The 14,364-nt window shown below is 41.3% G+C and carries 10 protein-coding genes, 1 tRNA gene and 1 pseudogene; 6 read left to right on the top strand and 6 right to left on the bottom strand.

Features of this window, described 5'->3' with window-relative positions; translation table 11 throughout:
- Positions 1-638 precede the first annotated feature (638 nt).
- From DCO44_RS12335 to DCO44_RS12325, 3 genes and pseudogenes are all read left to right on the top strand, one after another.
- Positions 639-1,280 (top strand): hypothetical protein, encoded by a 642-nt coding sequence (locus DCO44_RS12335; protein WP_116762323.1) that lies wholly within the window; start codon positions 639-641, stop codon positions 1,278-1,280.
- A 107-nt stretch (positions 1,281-1,387) separates the two neighbouring features.
- Positions 1,388-1,585 (top strand): hypothetical protein, encoded by a 198-nt coding sequence (locus DCO44_RS16575; protein ID WP_133243160.1) that lies wholly within the window; start codon positions 1,388-1,390, stop codon positions 1,583-1,585.
- Positions 1,586-1,884: 299 nt separating this feature from the next.
- Positions 1,885-2,256 (top strand): annotated as a pseudogene (locus tag DCO44_RS12325) (transposase); the annotation flags it as partial.
- A gap of 164 nt (positions 2,257-2,420) precedes the next feature.
- Here DCO44_RS12325 and DCO44_RS12320 read toward each other — a convergent pair.
- The 6 genes from DCO44_RS12320 to lldP all read right to left on the bottom strand — a co-directional run bounded on the left by DCO44_RS12320 (position 2,421) and on the right by lldP (position 10,446).
- Positions 2,421-2,510 (bottom strand) — tRNA-Ser (locus tag DCO44_RS12320).
- A gap of 87 nt (positions 2,511-2,597) precedes the next feature.
- The gene (locus DCO44_RS12315; RefSeq protein ID WP_116762319.1) at positions 2,598-4,631 is read right to left on the bottom strand and encodes an NADPH-dependent 2,4-dienoyl-CoA reductase; all 2,034 of its coding nucleotides are present in this window, start codon (positions 4,629-4,631) and stop codon (positions 2,598-2,600) included.
- 185 nt (positions 4,632-4,816) lie between these two features.
- The gene (gene dld, locus DCO44_RS12310; protein WP_116762317.1) at positions 4,817-6,514 is read right to left on the bottom strand and encodes a D-lactate dehydrogenase; all 1,698 of its coding nucleotides are present in this window, start codon (positions 6,512-6,514) and stop codon (positions 4,817-4,819) included.
- Positions 6,515-6,845: 331 nt separating this feature from the next.
- Positions 6,846-8,000 carry an FMN-dependent L-lactate dehydrogenase LldD gene (gene lldD / locus DCO44_RS12305; protein ID WP_116762315.1) on the bottom strand — a complete coding sequence of 385 codons (1,155 nt, stop codon included), beginning with the start codon at positions 7,998-8,000 and terminating at the stop codon, positions 6,846-6,848.
- A 2-nt stretch (positions 8,001-8,002) separates the two neighbouring features.
- Positions 8,003-8,746: a transcriptional regulator LldR gene (lldR, locus tag DCO44_RS12300; protein ID WP_116762313.1), complete on the bottom strand. Its 744-nt coding sequence runs from the start codon at positions 8,744-8,746 to the stop codon at positions 8,003-8,005.
- Between the two features lie 32 nt (positions 8,747-8,778).
- Positions 8,779-10,446 carry an L-lactate permease gene (gene lldP, locus DCO44_RS12295; RefSeq protein WP_171304976.1) on the bottom strand — a complete coding sequence of 556 codons (1,668 nt, stop codon included), beginning with the start codon at positions 10,444-10,446 and terminating at the stop codon, positions 8,779-8,781.
- Positions 10,447-11,072: 626 nt separating this feature from the next.
- On the opposite strand from lldP, the gene argG reads away from it, so the two are divergent.
- The 3 genes from argG to rnt all read left to right on the top strand — a co-directional run bounded on the left by argG (position 11,073) and on the right by rnt (position 14,358).
- Positions 11,073-12,413 (top strand): argininosuccinate synthase, encoded by a 1,341-nt coding sequence (gene argG, locus DCO44_RS12290; RefSeq protein WP_116762308.1) that lies wholly within the window; start codon positions 11,073-11,075, stop codon positions 12,411-12,413.
- Between the two features lie 266 nt (positions 12,414-12,679).
- A complete protein-coding gene (gene pyrC / locus DCO44_RS12285) occupies positions 12,680-13,714 on the top strand; it encodes a dihydroorotase (protein WP_116762306.1) in 1,035 nt (344 codons plus the stop codon).
- Positions 13,699-14,358, top strand: a complete 660-nt coding sequence (rnt, locus tag DCO44_RS12280; protein WP_165815716.1) for a ribonuclease T — start codon at positions 13,699-13,701, stop codon at positions 14,356-14,358. The genes pyrC and rnt overlap by 16 nt, the downstream gene beginning before the upstream one ends.
- Positions 14,359-14,364: the final 6 nt, after the last annotated feature.

The following is a 14,364-nucleotide window of genomic DNA, read 5'->3' as shown; positions in this document are numbered from 1 at the left end:
AGCGTATCTTGAAAAACGTAAGAGTTTAATGGTGTAGGCTTATTCATCTGAATAATTATATTATTGAATAAGCCTTTAGATAGGCGATGTCTTAAGACGTGATTTATCCGTGACTGGCTTTGGTGCATTGGGGCACTTAGGTATCCTTGCTTCATCTAACAATGTTGCCCAAGTTATGAATGCTACAGCCTATGCGAACGTGGTTCAAAACGTAACTGTTTCAGGCTTCAAAGTAGATACATATTGGGGAGCTAAAGCTAAGTCAAAATTCACTTAGAAATCACCATATACTTCAGCAACCAATCAGATCAACACACTTTCTACTCAACAAAAGCCTCATGTTTCTTATAACTTTGATCCTTAACTGCCAATCCTGCTGTACAGGTATGCTCATCGTATAGTTCAAGTGGTACATGTACTTCATATACTTGGCAGAAAGGCTCTTTCCGCTGTGATGCATTTGTCAAATGGCTATATACCTAAACAGGTAACGGCGATTTAGGTGGCAGCTTCCCAAATACGACATTTGGCAGCTCATTACTCACAATTACTCGAACGTAACTTAAAGCTTTAACAATGCTCTTACTTGAAAGTGATTCACACAGGTAAGGGTATATTGACTTGAAATAAAAGGTTGTATGAAAAATAACAGTAAAATGCTTTATATCAGCATTTCGGTAGTAGTGATATTTCTTGTAGGGATCATCATTTATGCAAAAAAAAGTAATAATGCAAATTTAGATGGGCAAGTTAGCACTAAGGATAAAATAAATAATCCAATGGCCCCTACCAAAACTGAAGATGGTTCAATGATTGACTCGCAAAATCTGCCAAGCGGTACACCACCAAAATGGGCACAGAATCTTATGGATATTAATGATAATCTGGCATATTCACGAGAAGATAAAATTCAAAATTTAGTTGAACTGCTCAAACAAAATGAATCTAATCCACAAGCTTTAAGTGGAATCCTTATTTCATTGACTGCTCTAAATCCTATTGAGGCTGCAGATGATATTATTCTTTATCTGAAGAGTTCTGATCCAAAGGTCCAAAGTACAGCGCTTGGTGCTCTTAATAACGCTTCGCTTCTAACTGAAAAAGAACATGAATTGAAACGCTCATTGCCTGAAAATGAGGCAGTACGCAAACGAATTTCTGAAGCTGTAAATGAATTGAAATCAAACCCAGATACGTCGGCTGAAGTAAAACAAGCGTTGATTTCAACCTATTCTGCAACTAACCCATCATTGGAAGATACTCAGGCAATGAAATTTTGAGCCAAAGTAGGATTGCGCCGAATGAAGCAAGTTATTTGGCAACATCAGTTTTGAATGGAAAAGAGTTATCTACTGTATTAACAGCTTTAAATAATAAGGATACTACTGTGAGAGATACTGTAATCAGTAGTATTAGAGCAAGTATTGCTGAAAATTCGAGCATTGTTTCAACTTTAACCCAGCATCAACAAGAACAACTCTCGAATTTCATTCACAATAATCCACCCAAAAGTTCTGATGAAAACTTCATTTATTTAAATGATCCGTGGAAACATACCTTGAATATTTTAGATAGTAATATTTAATTCACTGAACAACGGTTCCCTCATTTGTAGGGAGCCAGAGCGTAAAATCGTATAGACGATAAATCAAGCAAAAATAACATGCCGAATCATTAAATCGCATTAGCGATTAAGATTGTACTCTAACACGTTTTCCATAAGTTCTTCGCCCTACACCAGCACAAGTAGGACACCAAGAGTCATTGTATAATATATTCTGGAAAGTAGGATTCCATATATGACCTTTACCGCAATCAACGTTTATTTTCTGGCGTACATTTCTGTATTCGGTAGAGAGTAGCTTTCCTCCTTTTAGCCTCAACGAAGTCACGAACAAATATACCTATGGAGCTTATAACACGAAACACTGCCAATAGTTCATTGCAGACCGGCATGTGCATACAGTTATTCTACCAAGAGAAAATACGAAGCCTTGAAAAGACAAAAAACTGGGATATTTAGAGAGCAATGAATTACTGAAAACAATCAAATGGACTAGGAAGAACGATTTGGAAAAATGGTCTGGGTATCATAGGCGAAGCTTGGTAGAAACCAAGATGCATTGCATCAAATTATTGGGAGATAAACTCAGTGCCAGAAACTTTCAAAACCAAGTGAATGAGATTCCTGCCCGTGTGGTCGTGCTCAATAAATTTACGGAATTAGGCCGACCTCATACCCAAGTTGTCACTTAAACCTGAGTCGCTTAGGGTAAATCTAATCTTTAAATCTTTGTGCAACAAAGCCAATATGCCTCAAAAAAGCCAATTCAATCCAAAATTTGATGAGGGGTAAGTTGTGGGGTAAAACCACAGACAAAAAATAAGCCCTTGTTATTACAAGGGCTTATTTAGATATTTGGCGGAAGCGGTGAGATTCGAACTCACGGAGGACTCACACCCTCGTCGGTTTTCAAGACCGGTGCATTAAACCGCTCTGCCACGCTTCCATGTGCGCAAGAATACTAAGCTTTTTCATTTTAGACAAGTAAAAAGTACGGTTAAAGCATTCAAGTGCGTATTGTTTCATCAATTCCTTAAAGTTTGGCTGCAATTTCAGCACCATCACGGATTGCACGCTTTGCATCAAGCTCTGCTGCAAGCTTTGCACCACCAATAATATGGTAATTGGCTAAAGTCGCTTGCCCTTCATTTGGCATTAAATCTTTCACAGATTCTTGTCCCGCACACACCACAATTGTATCCACTCGAAGCAACTGATCCTGACCATTGGTTTCAACCCATAAACCTTCATTGGTCACCGCTTTATATTGCACACCACGTAACATCCGTACCGCATGTTTTTTTAATTGTGCTCGATGCACCCAACCCGAAGTTTTACCCAGCCCAATGCCTAACGGCGTGGTTTTACGTTGTACTAAATAAATTTCACGTACAGGCGCTTCAACTTCTGCGCGCTGTAAACCACCTTCTGTCATATAGTGCGCTTCAGCATCGACACCCCATTCTCGCTTCCATTCTGCCAAAGGTTGTGGCTGAGGCTGATGTGGTGGTTTCAACAAAAATTCGGACACATCAAAACCAATTCCCCCTGCGCCAATCACGGCAACACGGTGACCGACTGCTGCTCCACGCAGTACTTCCGCATAAGAAAGTACATTCGGCGCATCACTACCTTGAATCTTTAAGGCACGTGGCACGACTCCCGTAGCAATAATGACCTCTTCAAAACCTTCTCGTTCTAATTGTTCACGGCTGACTTGGGTATTTAAACGTAGCTCAACCCCTGTTTTTTCCAGTTGCACTTTAAAATAACGAATCGTTTCGTGAAATTCTTCTTTGCCAGGAATCACTTTAGCTAAATTAAATTGTCCACCTACTTCATGACTGGCTTCAAACAATGTCACTTGATGTCCACGTTCTGCTGCTACCGTTGCGGCTGACATGCCTGCGACACCGCCCCCCACTACTGCAACCCGTTTTGGTTTTGCAGTTTTGACATAAACCAATTCAGTTTCAAATGCTGCGCGTGGGTTGACCAAGCAAGTTGCACGTTGATTTTTAAAGGTATGATCCAAACACGCCTGATTGCAGGCAATACAGGTATTAATCTCATCTACCCGATTAGTCGCAGTTTTATTGACCCAATAAGGATCTGCCAAGAATGGACGTGCCATTTGCACCATATCGGCTTTACCTTGCGCCAATATTTCTTCCGCTGTGTCTGGCATATTAATTCGGTTTGAAGCAATCACAGGCACTGTCACATGCTTTTTCACTTCTGCGGTATAGTCAGCGAATGCTGCACGTGGCACCGAAGTCACAATGGTCGGAATACGGGCTTCATGCCAACCAATACCTGTATTTAATAACGTAATACCTGCTTTTTCTAAAGCTTGTGCAACGGTAATCACTTCTTGCATGGTGTTGCCATCATGGACCAAATCCAACATAGATAAGCGGAAACAGATAATAAATTTCTCCCCCACTTTCTGACGGATTGCTTTGACAATTTCAACCGCAAAACGCATACGGTTATCAATCGAACCACCCCAACGATCTTGTCGTTGATTGACATGACGGCTTAAAAACTGATTCAGTAAATAACCTTCAGAACCCATAATTTCGATACCATCATAACCTGCCAATTTTGCAAGATGTGATGTTTGGGCATAATCTTGAATAGTCGCCAAAATCTGCTTTTCGCTCATTTGACGTGGTTTGAATGGTGAAATTGGCGACTTGATCGGGCTAGCAGACACCACAAAAGGTTGATAACCATAACGACCTGAATGCAAAATCTGCATCAAAATTTTTGCTCCATGCTTATGCACCGCATGGGTCACCAAACGATGTGGCGCAATATCCCCCATGGTATTCATGGTACCACCTGCTGGAAGTAGCCAGCCTTGACGGTTCGGTGAGATTCCGCCCGTAATGATTAGCCCGACGCCACCTTTCGCACGCTCGCCAAAATAGGCAGCCAGTTTAGGATAATTATAAAAACGGTCTTCTAAACCTGTATGCATAGAGCCCATCACCACACGGTTTTTAATGGTGGTAAAACCCAAATGTAGGGGTTTCAAAATATTTGCATAGGATGTGGTCATGGTGAATCCTTATAATTTATTTGCTTTGCAACTTGTTGCATAATACTTTAACGTGATTTTTTATTTTGTTTATGGCTTTAGCAGACTGATTCTTTAAATAATCAGTCAATACGAAAAAAAGTGTAGCCAAATTCTATTACGAGTTGACTACACTTTTATCACAACTTATGAATCAGCTGTTGTATTTACTTCCAGTATTTTAACTTCGAAGTCTGACCAATGCCCACATTAAAACTATTGGTTGGGTCGAGTTTTTGGTAGTGCTGTTTTAACGCAGGCTTCGCCACATATAAATGGCCAACGTTGTGCTCCGCTGGATATTCAGCACCACGATCATCCAGTAAATGCCACATCTGATGCTCCATCGCCAAAGGATCGACGCCTTTTTTGACGATGTAGTCTTGATGGAACACATGACATAAGAAATGACCGTAATACAGTTTATGCACGATCATCTCGTCCATTTCTTTAGGCAAGGTTTCTACCCATTCACGGTCATTACGACGCAAAGCAATATCTAGCGCGACAATATCTTCCACTTCACTGCGGTGGGTATCCCGATAACGAATCGCAGCACCCGCGACAGCAAAGCGATGTAAAAAGGCTTTTCGCCCTTCTTCATCCGTACAATGGAAAAAATTGCCTGTCGTACGTTGAGCGAAATAGCTGCTCAGGAACTGTTTCACTTGCTCCACATCCTGATTTTCAATGCGTAAAATCAGATGATGTTCGTAAAGATCACGAAATTCATTCATACGTTTTGGTAAATGATTCGGCATAAACTTGGTGATCAATTGCAGGACTTTATCGGATAATCCTTTCAAGCCTACTTTTTCCAAATAGCCATCAACTTTGTCCTTCATGGCAAAGGCAGCAGGCACTTTGGCAGTCCCAAATTTTTCAATAAAGACAAAAGTATCTTTACCGTATTCTGCACCAATGTCATATGCGACGCGGTGAATGTATTCCCCTGCAATGGGTAATCGCGGTAAATCTTTCAGTAAAAAACGACGAATTTCGGTCAAATCATCCTGTGCATTGGTGCCCACATAAAACACCTGACTTGGAATCTTCTCGAAGGTATCTAGTCGAACTGCAAACACACAAATTTTTCCTGCTGAACCGGATGCTTCAAACAAGCGAGATGGATCGGCATTAAATCGTGCAGGGGTCGCTTCATCCACTTGTTTGACATCATGGGCATAACGCTGGTCAGATGCACAACAGCTTGGATTATGCTGCACGTCAAGCATTTGATATTGCTGGTTTTGTAGACGAGATAGGATTTCTTCAGGCGTAGTACCTAAATCCACCCCCAAATGGTTAATCAGCTCCAGTTGCCCCGATTCATTGACTCGTGCATAAAGTGCCAGCTCAGTATAAGCAGGACCACGACGTACCAAGGCACCGCCTGAGTTATTACACACACCACCCAATACAGATGCACCAATACAAGAAGACCCAATCACCGAATGTGGCTCACGATTGAATGGTGCCAATTCTTTTTCTAAACGATCTAACGTTGCTCCAGGCAGACAAATCACTTGCTGCCCATCACGAATAATTTGAATACCCGCCAAACGTCGCGTGCTCATCAATACCACAGGGCGGTCATAATTATCGCCGAAGGGGGTTGAACCACCTGTCAAACCTGTATTGGCCGCTTGCATAATTACAATACAATCCGCATCAACAGCAGCTTGTAGGACTTGCCATTGTTCAAGTAATGAACCCGGTGCGACAACAGCCAACACTTTTCCCGCACCATAGCGACGACCTTGTCGGTATAAACGTGTGTCTTTATCTTCGGTTAAAACGTGTTGTTTACCGACAATAGCGATGAGCTTTTGAATGGTTTGCTGTTGAGATAATTGAGTTTGCATAAGGAGTTTTCCTATTCCAAATTTTAATTAAGGAATAATGTTTATTTATTCATTTATTTAACTTCTTATATTCGAATTCAAAGTGCAAAGATAAATTCCATATTTGAAATCCCCCTATATCCCCCTTTTCCAAAGGGGGACTTTTCTTTTACATAGATCAATTCAAGTAAAAACAAGCCCCTCCGTTTACAAAGGGAGAGTATTCCAAATTTTTCAATCAATTAATTTGCAACATTCCCCTCTTTTATAAAGAGGGGTTAGGGGAGATTTACATTGTGAATTAAAACAACTTCACACTATCCATTTTCATACAATAGAAATTATTAAAAACTTACTCAGCCAATTCTCGCTCTAACCTCACCAAACAGTCAGACGTAATATCTGCAATGGTTTTTGCCCCTGTTAAGGTCATGGCAACACGCATTTCTTTATCAATCAACTCTAAAAGATTGGAAACACCTTCACCGCCTGCTGCGCCTAGAGCATAAACAAAGGCACGACCGAGCATACACGTGTCCGCACCCAATGCCAGCATACGCACAACATCTAGACCATTACGAATACCTGAATCTGCGAGGATTTTAATATCACCCTTGACTGCATCAGCAATTGGCGGAAGCGCACGTGCCGAAGATAAAACACCATCGAGCTGACGACCACCATGGTTTGACACCACAATCCCATCTGCACCAAAGCGGACGGCATCTTTGGCATCTTCAGGATCTAGAATTCCTTTAATCACCATTGGGCCATCCCAGAACTCACGGATCCATTCTAGATCTTTCCATGAAATAGATGGATCGAAGTTAGAACCCAACCAACCAATGTAATCTTCGAGACCTGTAGGCTTACCTAAGTATTTAGAAATATTACCCAAGTCATGCGGACGCCCCATCATGCCGACATTCCACGCCCAATGTGGATGGAAACACGACTGCATATAACGACGCATTGCTGCATTTGGGCCACTCATACCCGAGTGGGCATCACGGTAACGCGCACCCGGAACAGGCATATCCACGGTAAATACCAAGGTTGAACAGCCTGCCGCTTTAGCACGTTCCAAAGCATTTTTCATGAAACCACGGTCACGCAGCACATAGAGCTGAAACCACATTGGACGCTGAATCGCAGGTGCAACTTCCTCAATTGGACATACTGAAACGGTAGAAAGTGTAAACGGAATACCCTTTTTATCTGCTGCAACCGCAGCTTGAACTTCGCCGCGACGCGCATACATGCCTGTTAAACCCACAGGAGATAATGCAACAGGCATCGACAAAGTTTCATCAAACAGTTTGGTTTCTAAACTTAACTGCGACATGTCGTTCAGTACACGCTGGCGCAAAGCAATTTTTGATAAATCTTCTACATTGCGCTTCAGGGTATATTCTGCATACGCACCACCATCAATGTAATGGAATAAAAATGGTGGTAAACGACGTCGTGCCGCTTCACGGTAGTCATTGGCAGAAGAAATAATCATGCTTATATCCTGTTTAATCGACTGGCGCGCTGACGACGAGCTTCTTCTTCATCAATCATTCGCACCTGTTGTACTACAAACTCAATGTGTCCACAGACTGCTTTACGTGCAGCTTCTGGATCACGACGTTCAATTGCATTCATGACTTGAAAGTGCTGATCATGCAATTGATCAAAACGGTGTGCTTCGCTATAGACTTTTCGGCGTCCCAAAGCGACGTTGAACTGCAACAAATCAAACAGACCACGCATCATCTGAATCAAGACCAAATTATGAGACGCTTCAGCAATCGCCAAATGAAATTTTGCATCTGCACGAGCCGCCTCGTCGTCATTTCCCAAAGCCTGAAAATGGTTAATCTGATCATAATGATATCGGATGTTCACCAAATCTTCTTTGGTTGCGCGTTGTGCTGCATACCACGTCGTCCCGCCTTCTAAAATAATGCGCGCCTCTTGCACATCAAATCGGTAAGCAGGATCTTCACTCATCAAATTACTGATCGGTTGTACGATTTGATAACTGGACCACGTTGCTGGTAATTGTTTTAAAAAAGTCCCCGCCCCCACTTTGCTGACCAACATACCCATGCTGGTCAGTTGCGAAATAGCCTCTCTTAAAGAAGAGCGAGAGACTTGAAGCTGTTCACACAGTTTTCTTTCAGCAGGCAGACGGTCTCCAACTTGCATATTGCTTTGTTCAATCAATACACGCAGGCTTTGTACAGCTTTATCGGAGACTTTCATCTGCTTTCCTTAACGTTGATACACAATTTGTGTTATGGAATCATCCATGGGAACACATAAGCTTGTAGGGTAATCATAATACCCATCATAATTGTGAACGTTATACTGTGTTTTAAGGTAAAACGGAATAAATCAGACTCTTTACCAACCAGTCCTACCGCCGCACACGCAATCGCAATCGATTGAGGTGAAATCATCTTACCAGTCACACCACCACTGGTATTTGCTGCCACCAGTAAAACTTCTGGCACACCAATTTGCTGAGCTGTAGTGGCTTGAAGTGCTGAAAATAGTGCATTGGCAGAAGTATCTGAACCTGTGAGGAATACACCCAACCAACCCAAGAAAGGCGAGAAGAACGTAAATGCCGAACCCGTATGTGCAAGAGCCAAAGCCAAGGTCGAAGACATACCTGAATAGTTTGCGATAAAAGCAAAAGACAACACCATACCAATTGAATAAATTGGTACTTTCAACTCATTCAGGGTTTCACCAAAAGTCACCACAGCATCTTTTGGTTTCATCTTCAAATAGGCAATGGTGATCAATGCTGCAATAAAAATCGCAGTTCCTGTTGCCGAGATCCAATCAAACTTGTAAATCGCGTCATAATCTTTAATTTCAGCAACTACAGGTGGCATTTTTTGAATCATTTGATGCAAAAATGGCACTTTGATTGAAATCACGAGATCATGCAATGCACCGTCTTTGGCAAATAAATCCTTAAACGGTTTCACACTCCAGATCGTTACCATCACAGTTAAAATCACGAATGGAGACCATGCTTTAGCAATTTGGCCAACGCTATATTTTTTCTGTTTTTGTGCTGCAACATCTTCATTCATATTTGCGTCTTGATCTGCAAAACGGAAAATATGCTTCGGCTGCCAGTATTTAAACAAAATTGTTAAAGAAACCAAGGATGCAATTGCAGCCGTAATATCGGGCAATTCTGGACCGACAAAGTTCGAGGTTAAGTATTGCGCAATTGCAAAGCTACTTGCACCCACAATAACCGCTGGCCATGTTTCTTTAATACCGCGCCAACCATCCATAATCGCCATAATCCAGAACAGCACGATTGGTACCATAAATGGTAGTTGACGACCCACCATTTGACTGATTTCCATCGTATCGACACCAGACACTTGTCCCGCAACGATAATTGGAATACCCATAGCACCAAAAGCCACAGGTGCAGTATTTACGATTAAGCACAGACCTGCTGCATATAAAGGTTTAAAGCCTAAACCAACTAATAGTGCTGCGGTAATCGCAACAGGTGCACCAAAGCCTGCTGCACCCTCTAAGAAGGTACCAAAAGCAAAACCCACCAACAGCATTTGTAAACGCTGATCTTCAGTAATCGAAAGAATAGAAGAACGAATGATGTCGAACTGGCCTGTCTTCACTGAAATTTTATACAGGAATACAGCGCCAATAATGATCCATGCAATCGGCCATAAACCGTAGAGGAAACCATAGGCCATCGATGCGAATGCCATCAGCACAGGCATCTTATAGGCAAATAAAGAAACAAGAAGTGCAAGTACAACGGTGATCGTACCTGCCACACTGCCTTTTAAACGGAATACCGCGAGCGCCAAAAAGAAAAAGATAATCGGAATCAGTGCAATTAGACTTGAAATCCAAATATTCCCCATAGGGTCATACATTTGCTGCCATTGAAGCATTGTCATCTCCTTGAAATGCTTACTAAGATTTAATTTTGAGCATATTATTGGTACTTTTACTCATATTGGACAGACCAATATAAGCAACTGTAAAGAGAAACAAACCAATAATGACTTATACTTGGCTTATTTTGATTTAAAACGAAGTAAAACTTCAATTAAAAGTTAATTTTGGTATGACCAATATTTTCAACTTTTATAAACCAGATCATATTTCAATCAAATTCATATTATTGTTTTTACTTATTTTTTTATGAAAATACAGCCAATTATAGACTTTAGTCTAATAATGTAAAAAATAATCACCCCACTTAAATCTAGCTTAATACGCAAAAATTGGAAAAATCACACAATATTGGTAATACCAATTTAAAACCAAACAAACCGAACCCCTTTGTTGATTAATTTACAGCCCAAACATCTTCTAGAAAGACAAAAATTGAGCACACAATATAGAAACCGATTTTATCCAGAATTTTTTCAGCAGTATCGATATGTACATGAGCTTTAATATTTTTAAAGCGTTATGATTTTTTAGAAAAACCATTTGGAAAAGTGCTACAATCGCGGACATATGTATTCTTTCAGGCCACCCATTCTCGGTGCCTATATTTATATCGTTAGGATTAACAATGACTGATAATGCAACTATCTTGCAGAATGTCCCAGTTGGCAAAAAAGTTGGTATTGCCTTCTCTGGTGGTCTAGATACTTCAGCTGCACTTTTGTGGATGAAACAAAAAGGCGCAGAACCTTATGCTTATACAGCAAACTTAGGTCAGCCTGATGAAGACGACTACGATGCGATTCCCAAAAAAGCGGAAGCTTACGGTGCAGTAAAAGCACGTCTAGTAGACTGCCGTTTACAGCTTGCACTTGAAGGTATTGCGGCGATTCAGTGTGGTGCATTCCATATCAGCACTGGCGGTATGCCATATTTCAACACGACTCCGCTTGGCCGTGCAGTAACAGGCACCATGCTTGTTACCGCGATGAAAGAAGATGATGTAAACATCTGGGGTGATGGTTCAACATATAAAGGAAACGATATTGAACGTTTCTACCGTTATGGTTTGTTGACCAACCCTGCACTTAAAATCTATAAACCTTGGTTAGACCAAACGTTTATTGATGAGTTAGGTGGCCGTGCTGAAATGTCACAATTCTTGATCGACAACGGCTTTGACTACAAAATGTCAAAAGAAAAAGCCTACTCAACTGACTCAAACATGTTGGGTGCAACTCACGAAGCAAAAGATCTTGAATACCTCAATGCGGGTATCAAAATTGTTGATCCAATCATGGGCGTTGCGTTCTGGAAAGACGACGTAGAAGTTAAAGCTGAAGAAGTATCGATTACTTTTGAAGAAGGCTTCCCTGTTGCAATCAATGGTCAACGTTTTGAAAATCCAGTCGAATTTATTCTTGAAGCGAACCGTATTGGTGGTCGTCATGGTCTAGGTATGTCTGACCAAATCGAAAACCGTATTATCGAAGCGAAATCTCGTGGTATTTATGAAGCACCGGGTATGGCCCTTCTTCATATTGCTTACGAGCGTTTAGTTACTGGTATTCATAACGAAGATACCATTGAACAATACCGCATTAACGGTTTACGTTTAGGTCGTTTACTTTACCAAGGTCGTTGGTTCGATTCTCAAGCGCTTATGCTGCGTGAAACTGCACAACGTTGGGTTGCTAAAGCCATTACGGGTACAGTCACTTTAGAATTACGTCGTGGTAATGACTACACCATCATGAACACCGAATCTCCAAACCTCACATATGAAGCTGAGCGTTTAACGATGGAAAAAGGTGATTCAATGTTTACGCCGATGGATCGTATTGGTCAGCTTACTATGCGTAACCTCGATATTACAGATACACGTGCAAAACTCGGCATTTATACAAACTCAGGTTTGTTAGCTGTAGGTACTGGTTCTGCAGTTCCACAATTGAAAGACAAAAACTAAGTTTTCAATTGCTGAATACCTAAAGAAAAAACCGTCCTAAGTTGGCGGTTTTTTCTTTTAATGAGTCACGCCCTGCCCGTATTGATTCTTCGCAGATGAAATAGCCTCAATCAAAGAACTGATTGCTTTTGACATTTCTTAATCACACAAAAACAATAAAAAAGCCTTTTTTATTTACCAGAATTAAGCCATTTATCTGTAATTCAGCTTAGCATTACAGACTGATATAGATTATCATCTGATTTATTTTTTAGTCCGAAATCGCCTTGAATACGATTACTCTTTTGCAGCCAGACGATTGGCATGCCCACTTACGTGACGGCCTTGCCCTGAAACGCACTGTTCCAGATTTAGCTAAGCAATTTAAGCGTGCGATTTGTATGCCAAACCTTGTTCCACCTGTAAAAACTGTGGAAGAAGCGCTTGCTTATCGTGAGCGAATTATGGCGCATGTGCCTGAAGGTAACGCATTTGACCCGCGTATGGTGCTGTATTTTACTGATAGCACGCCTGCAAGCGAAGTCAAAAAAATTAAAGACTCTGAGTTTGTTAATGCCATCAAGCTTTATCCTGCGGGTGCAACCACCAACTCGGACAATGGCGTAAGCGATATTCGTAAAGTGTACGCCGTGATTGAGCAACTTGAAGAACATCAAGTACCATTACTGTTACATGGTGAAGTCACACATAATCACGTCGATATTTTTGACCGTGAAAAACGTTTCCTAGATGAAGTTTTAGCACCACTATTAAAACAGTTCCCGAAATTGAAATTGGTACTTGAGCACATTACTACCAGCGAAGCTGCGCATTTTGTGTTAGAACAAGACCGTAATGTTGCTGCAACAATTACGCCTCAACATTTATTGTTCAACCGTAACGACATGTTGGTGGGCGGGATTAAGCCTCATTTCTATTGCTTGCCAATTTTAAAGCGCCAAACACATCAACAAACCCTGTTGGAAGTGGCAACCAGTGGCAATCCTAAATTTTTCTTAGGCACAGACAGTGCACCACACTCAAAAAATGCCAAAGAAAATGCCTGTGGTTGTGCGGGTTGCTATAGCGCACCAACTGCAATTGAACTGTATGCTCAAGCTTTTGACCAAGTAAACAAACTCGAACGCCTAGAAGGCTTTGCCAGTCTTTTTGGTGCAGACTTTTATGGTCTTCCGCGTAATACTGAAACCATTACACTGGTTAAAGAAGAGCAAGTCATTCCTGAAAGTTTTGATTATTTAGATGGTGACAAGATTATCCCGCTTTATGCAGGTAAAACCATCCAGTGGAGAAAAGTGTGACAAATGAAACTCTACCAGTAATTGGTCAGCGTTTCCGTGGATTCTTACCTGTGGTAGTCGACGTCGAAACTGCAGGTTTTAATTCGCAAACTGACGCATTGCTAGAAATAGCTGCGATTCCAATTATTTATAATGCTGAAGGCCAATTCGTTCCAGGTGAAGCCCATCATGCACACATCAATCCATTTGCAGGTGCCAATCTGGATCGACGCTCATTAGATTTTATTGGTATTGATCCATTTAATCCTATGCGTGTTGCAATGGCAGAAGATGAAAAATCAGCACTAAAACGTATTTTTAAAGCCGTGAATGACGTTCGTCGCCAACAAAATTGCACCCACGCGATTTTGGTCGGTCACAATGCGCACTTTGATTTAGGTTTTGTTCAGGCTGCGATTGCGCGTACTGGCACTAAAAATCAAAATCCATTTCACAGCTTCTCTGTGTTTGATACAGTGACTTTAAGTGCCATTACCTTTGGTCAAACGGTACTTGCCAAGTCATGTATTCAAGCTGGAATTGAGTTCGATGGCAAAGAGGCACACTCAGCTTTGTATGACACTCGAAAGACTGCTGAACTGTTTTGCTATATTTTGAACAAACTGTCCCCACACCTACTTGACACCATGGTGGCGGATCAATAAGATACC

The sequence above is a fragment of the Acinetobacter sp. AM genome (assembly GCF_003105055.1).
GTDB classification, from domain to species: Bacteria; Pseudomonadota; Gammaproteobacteria; order Pseudomonadales; family Moraxellaceae; genus Acinetobacter; species Acinetobacter tibetensis.
Note: the sequence above shows the minus strand (reverse complement) of the source record. Positions and strands in the feature narration are given on the sequence as shown.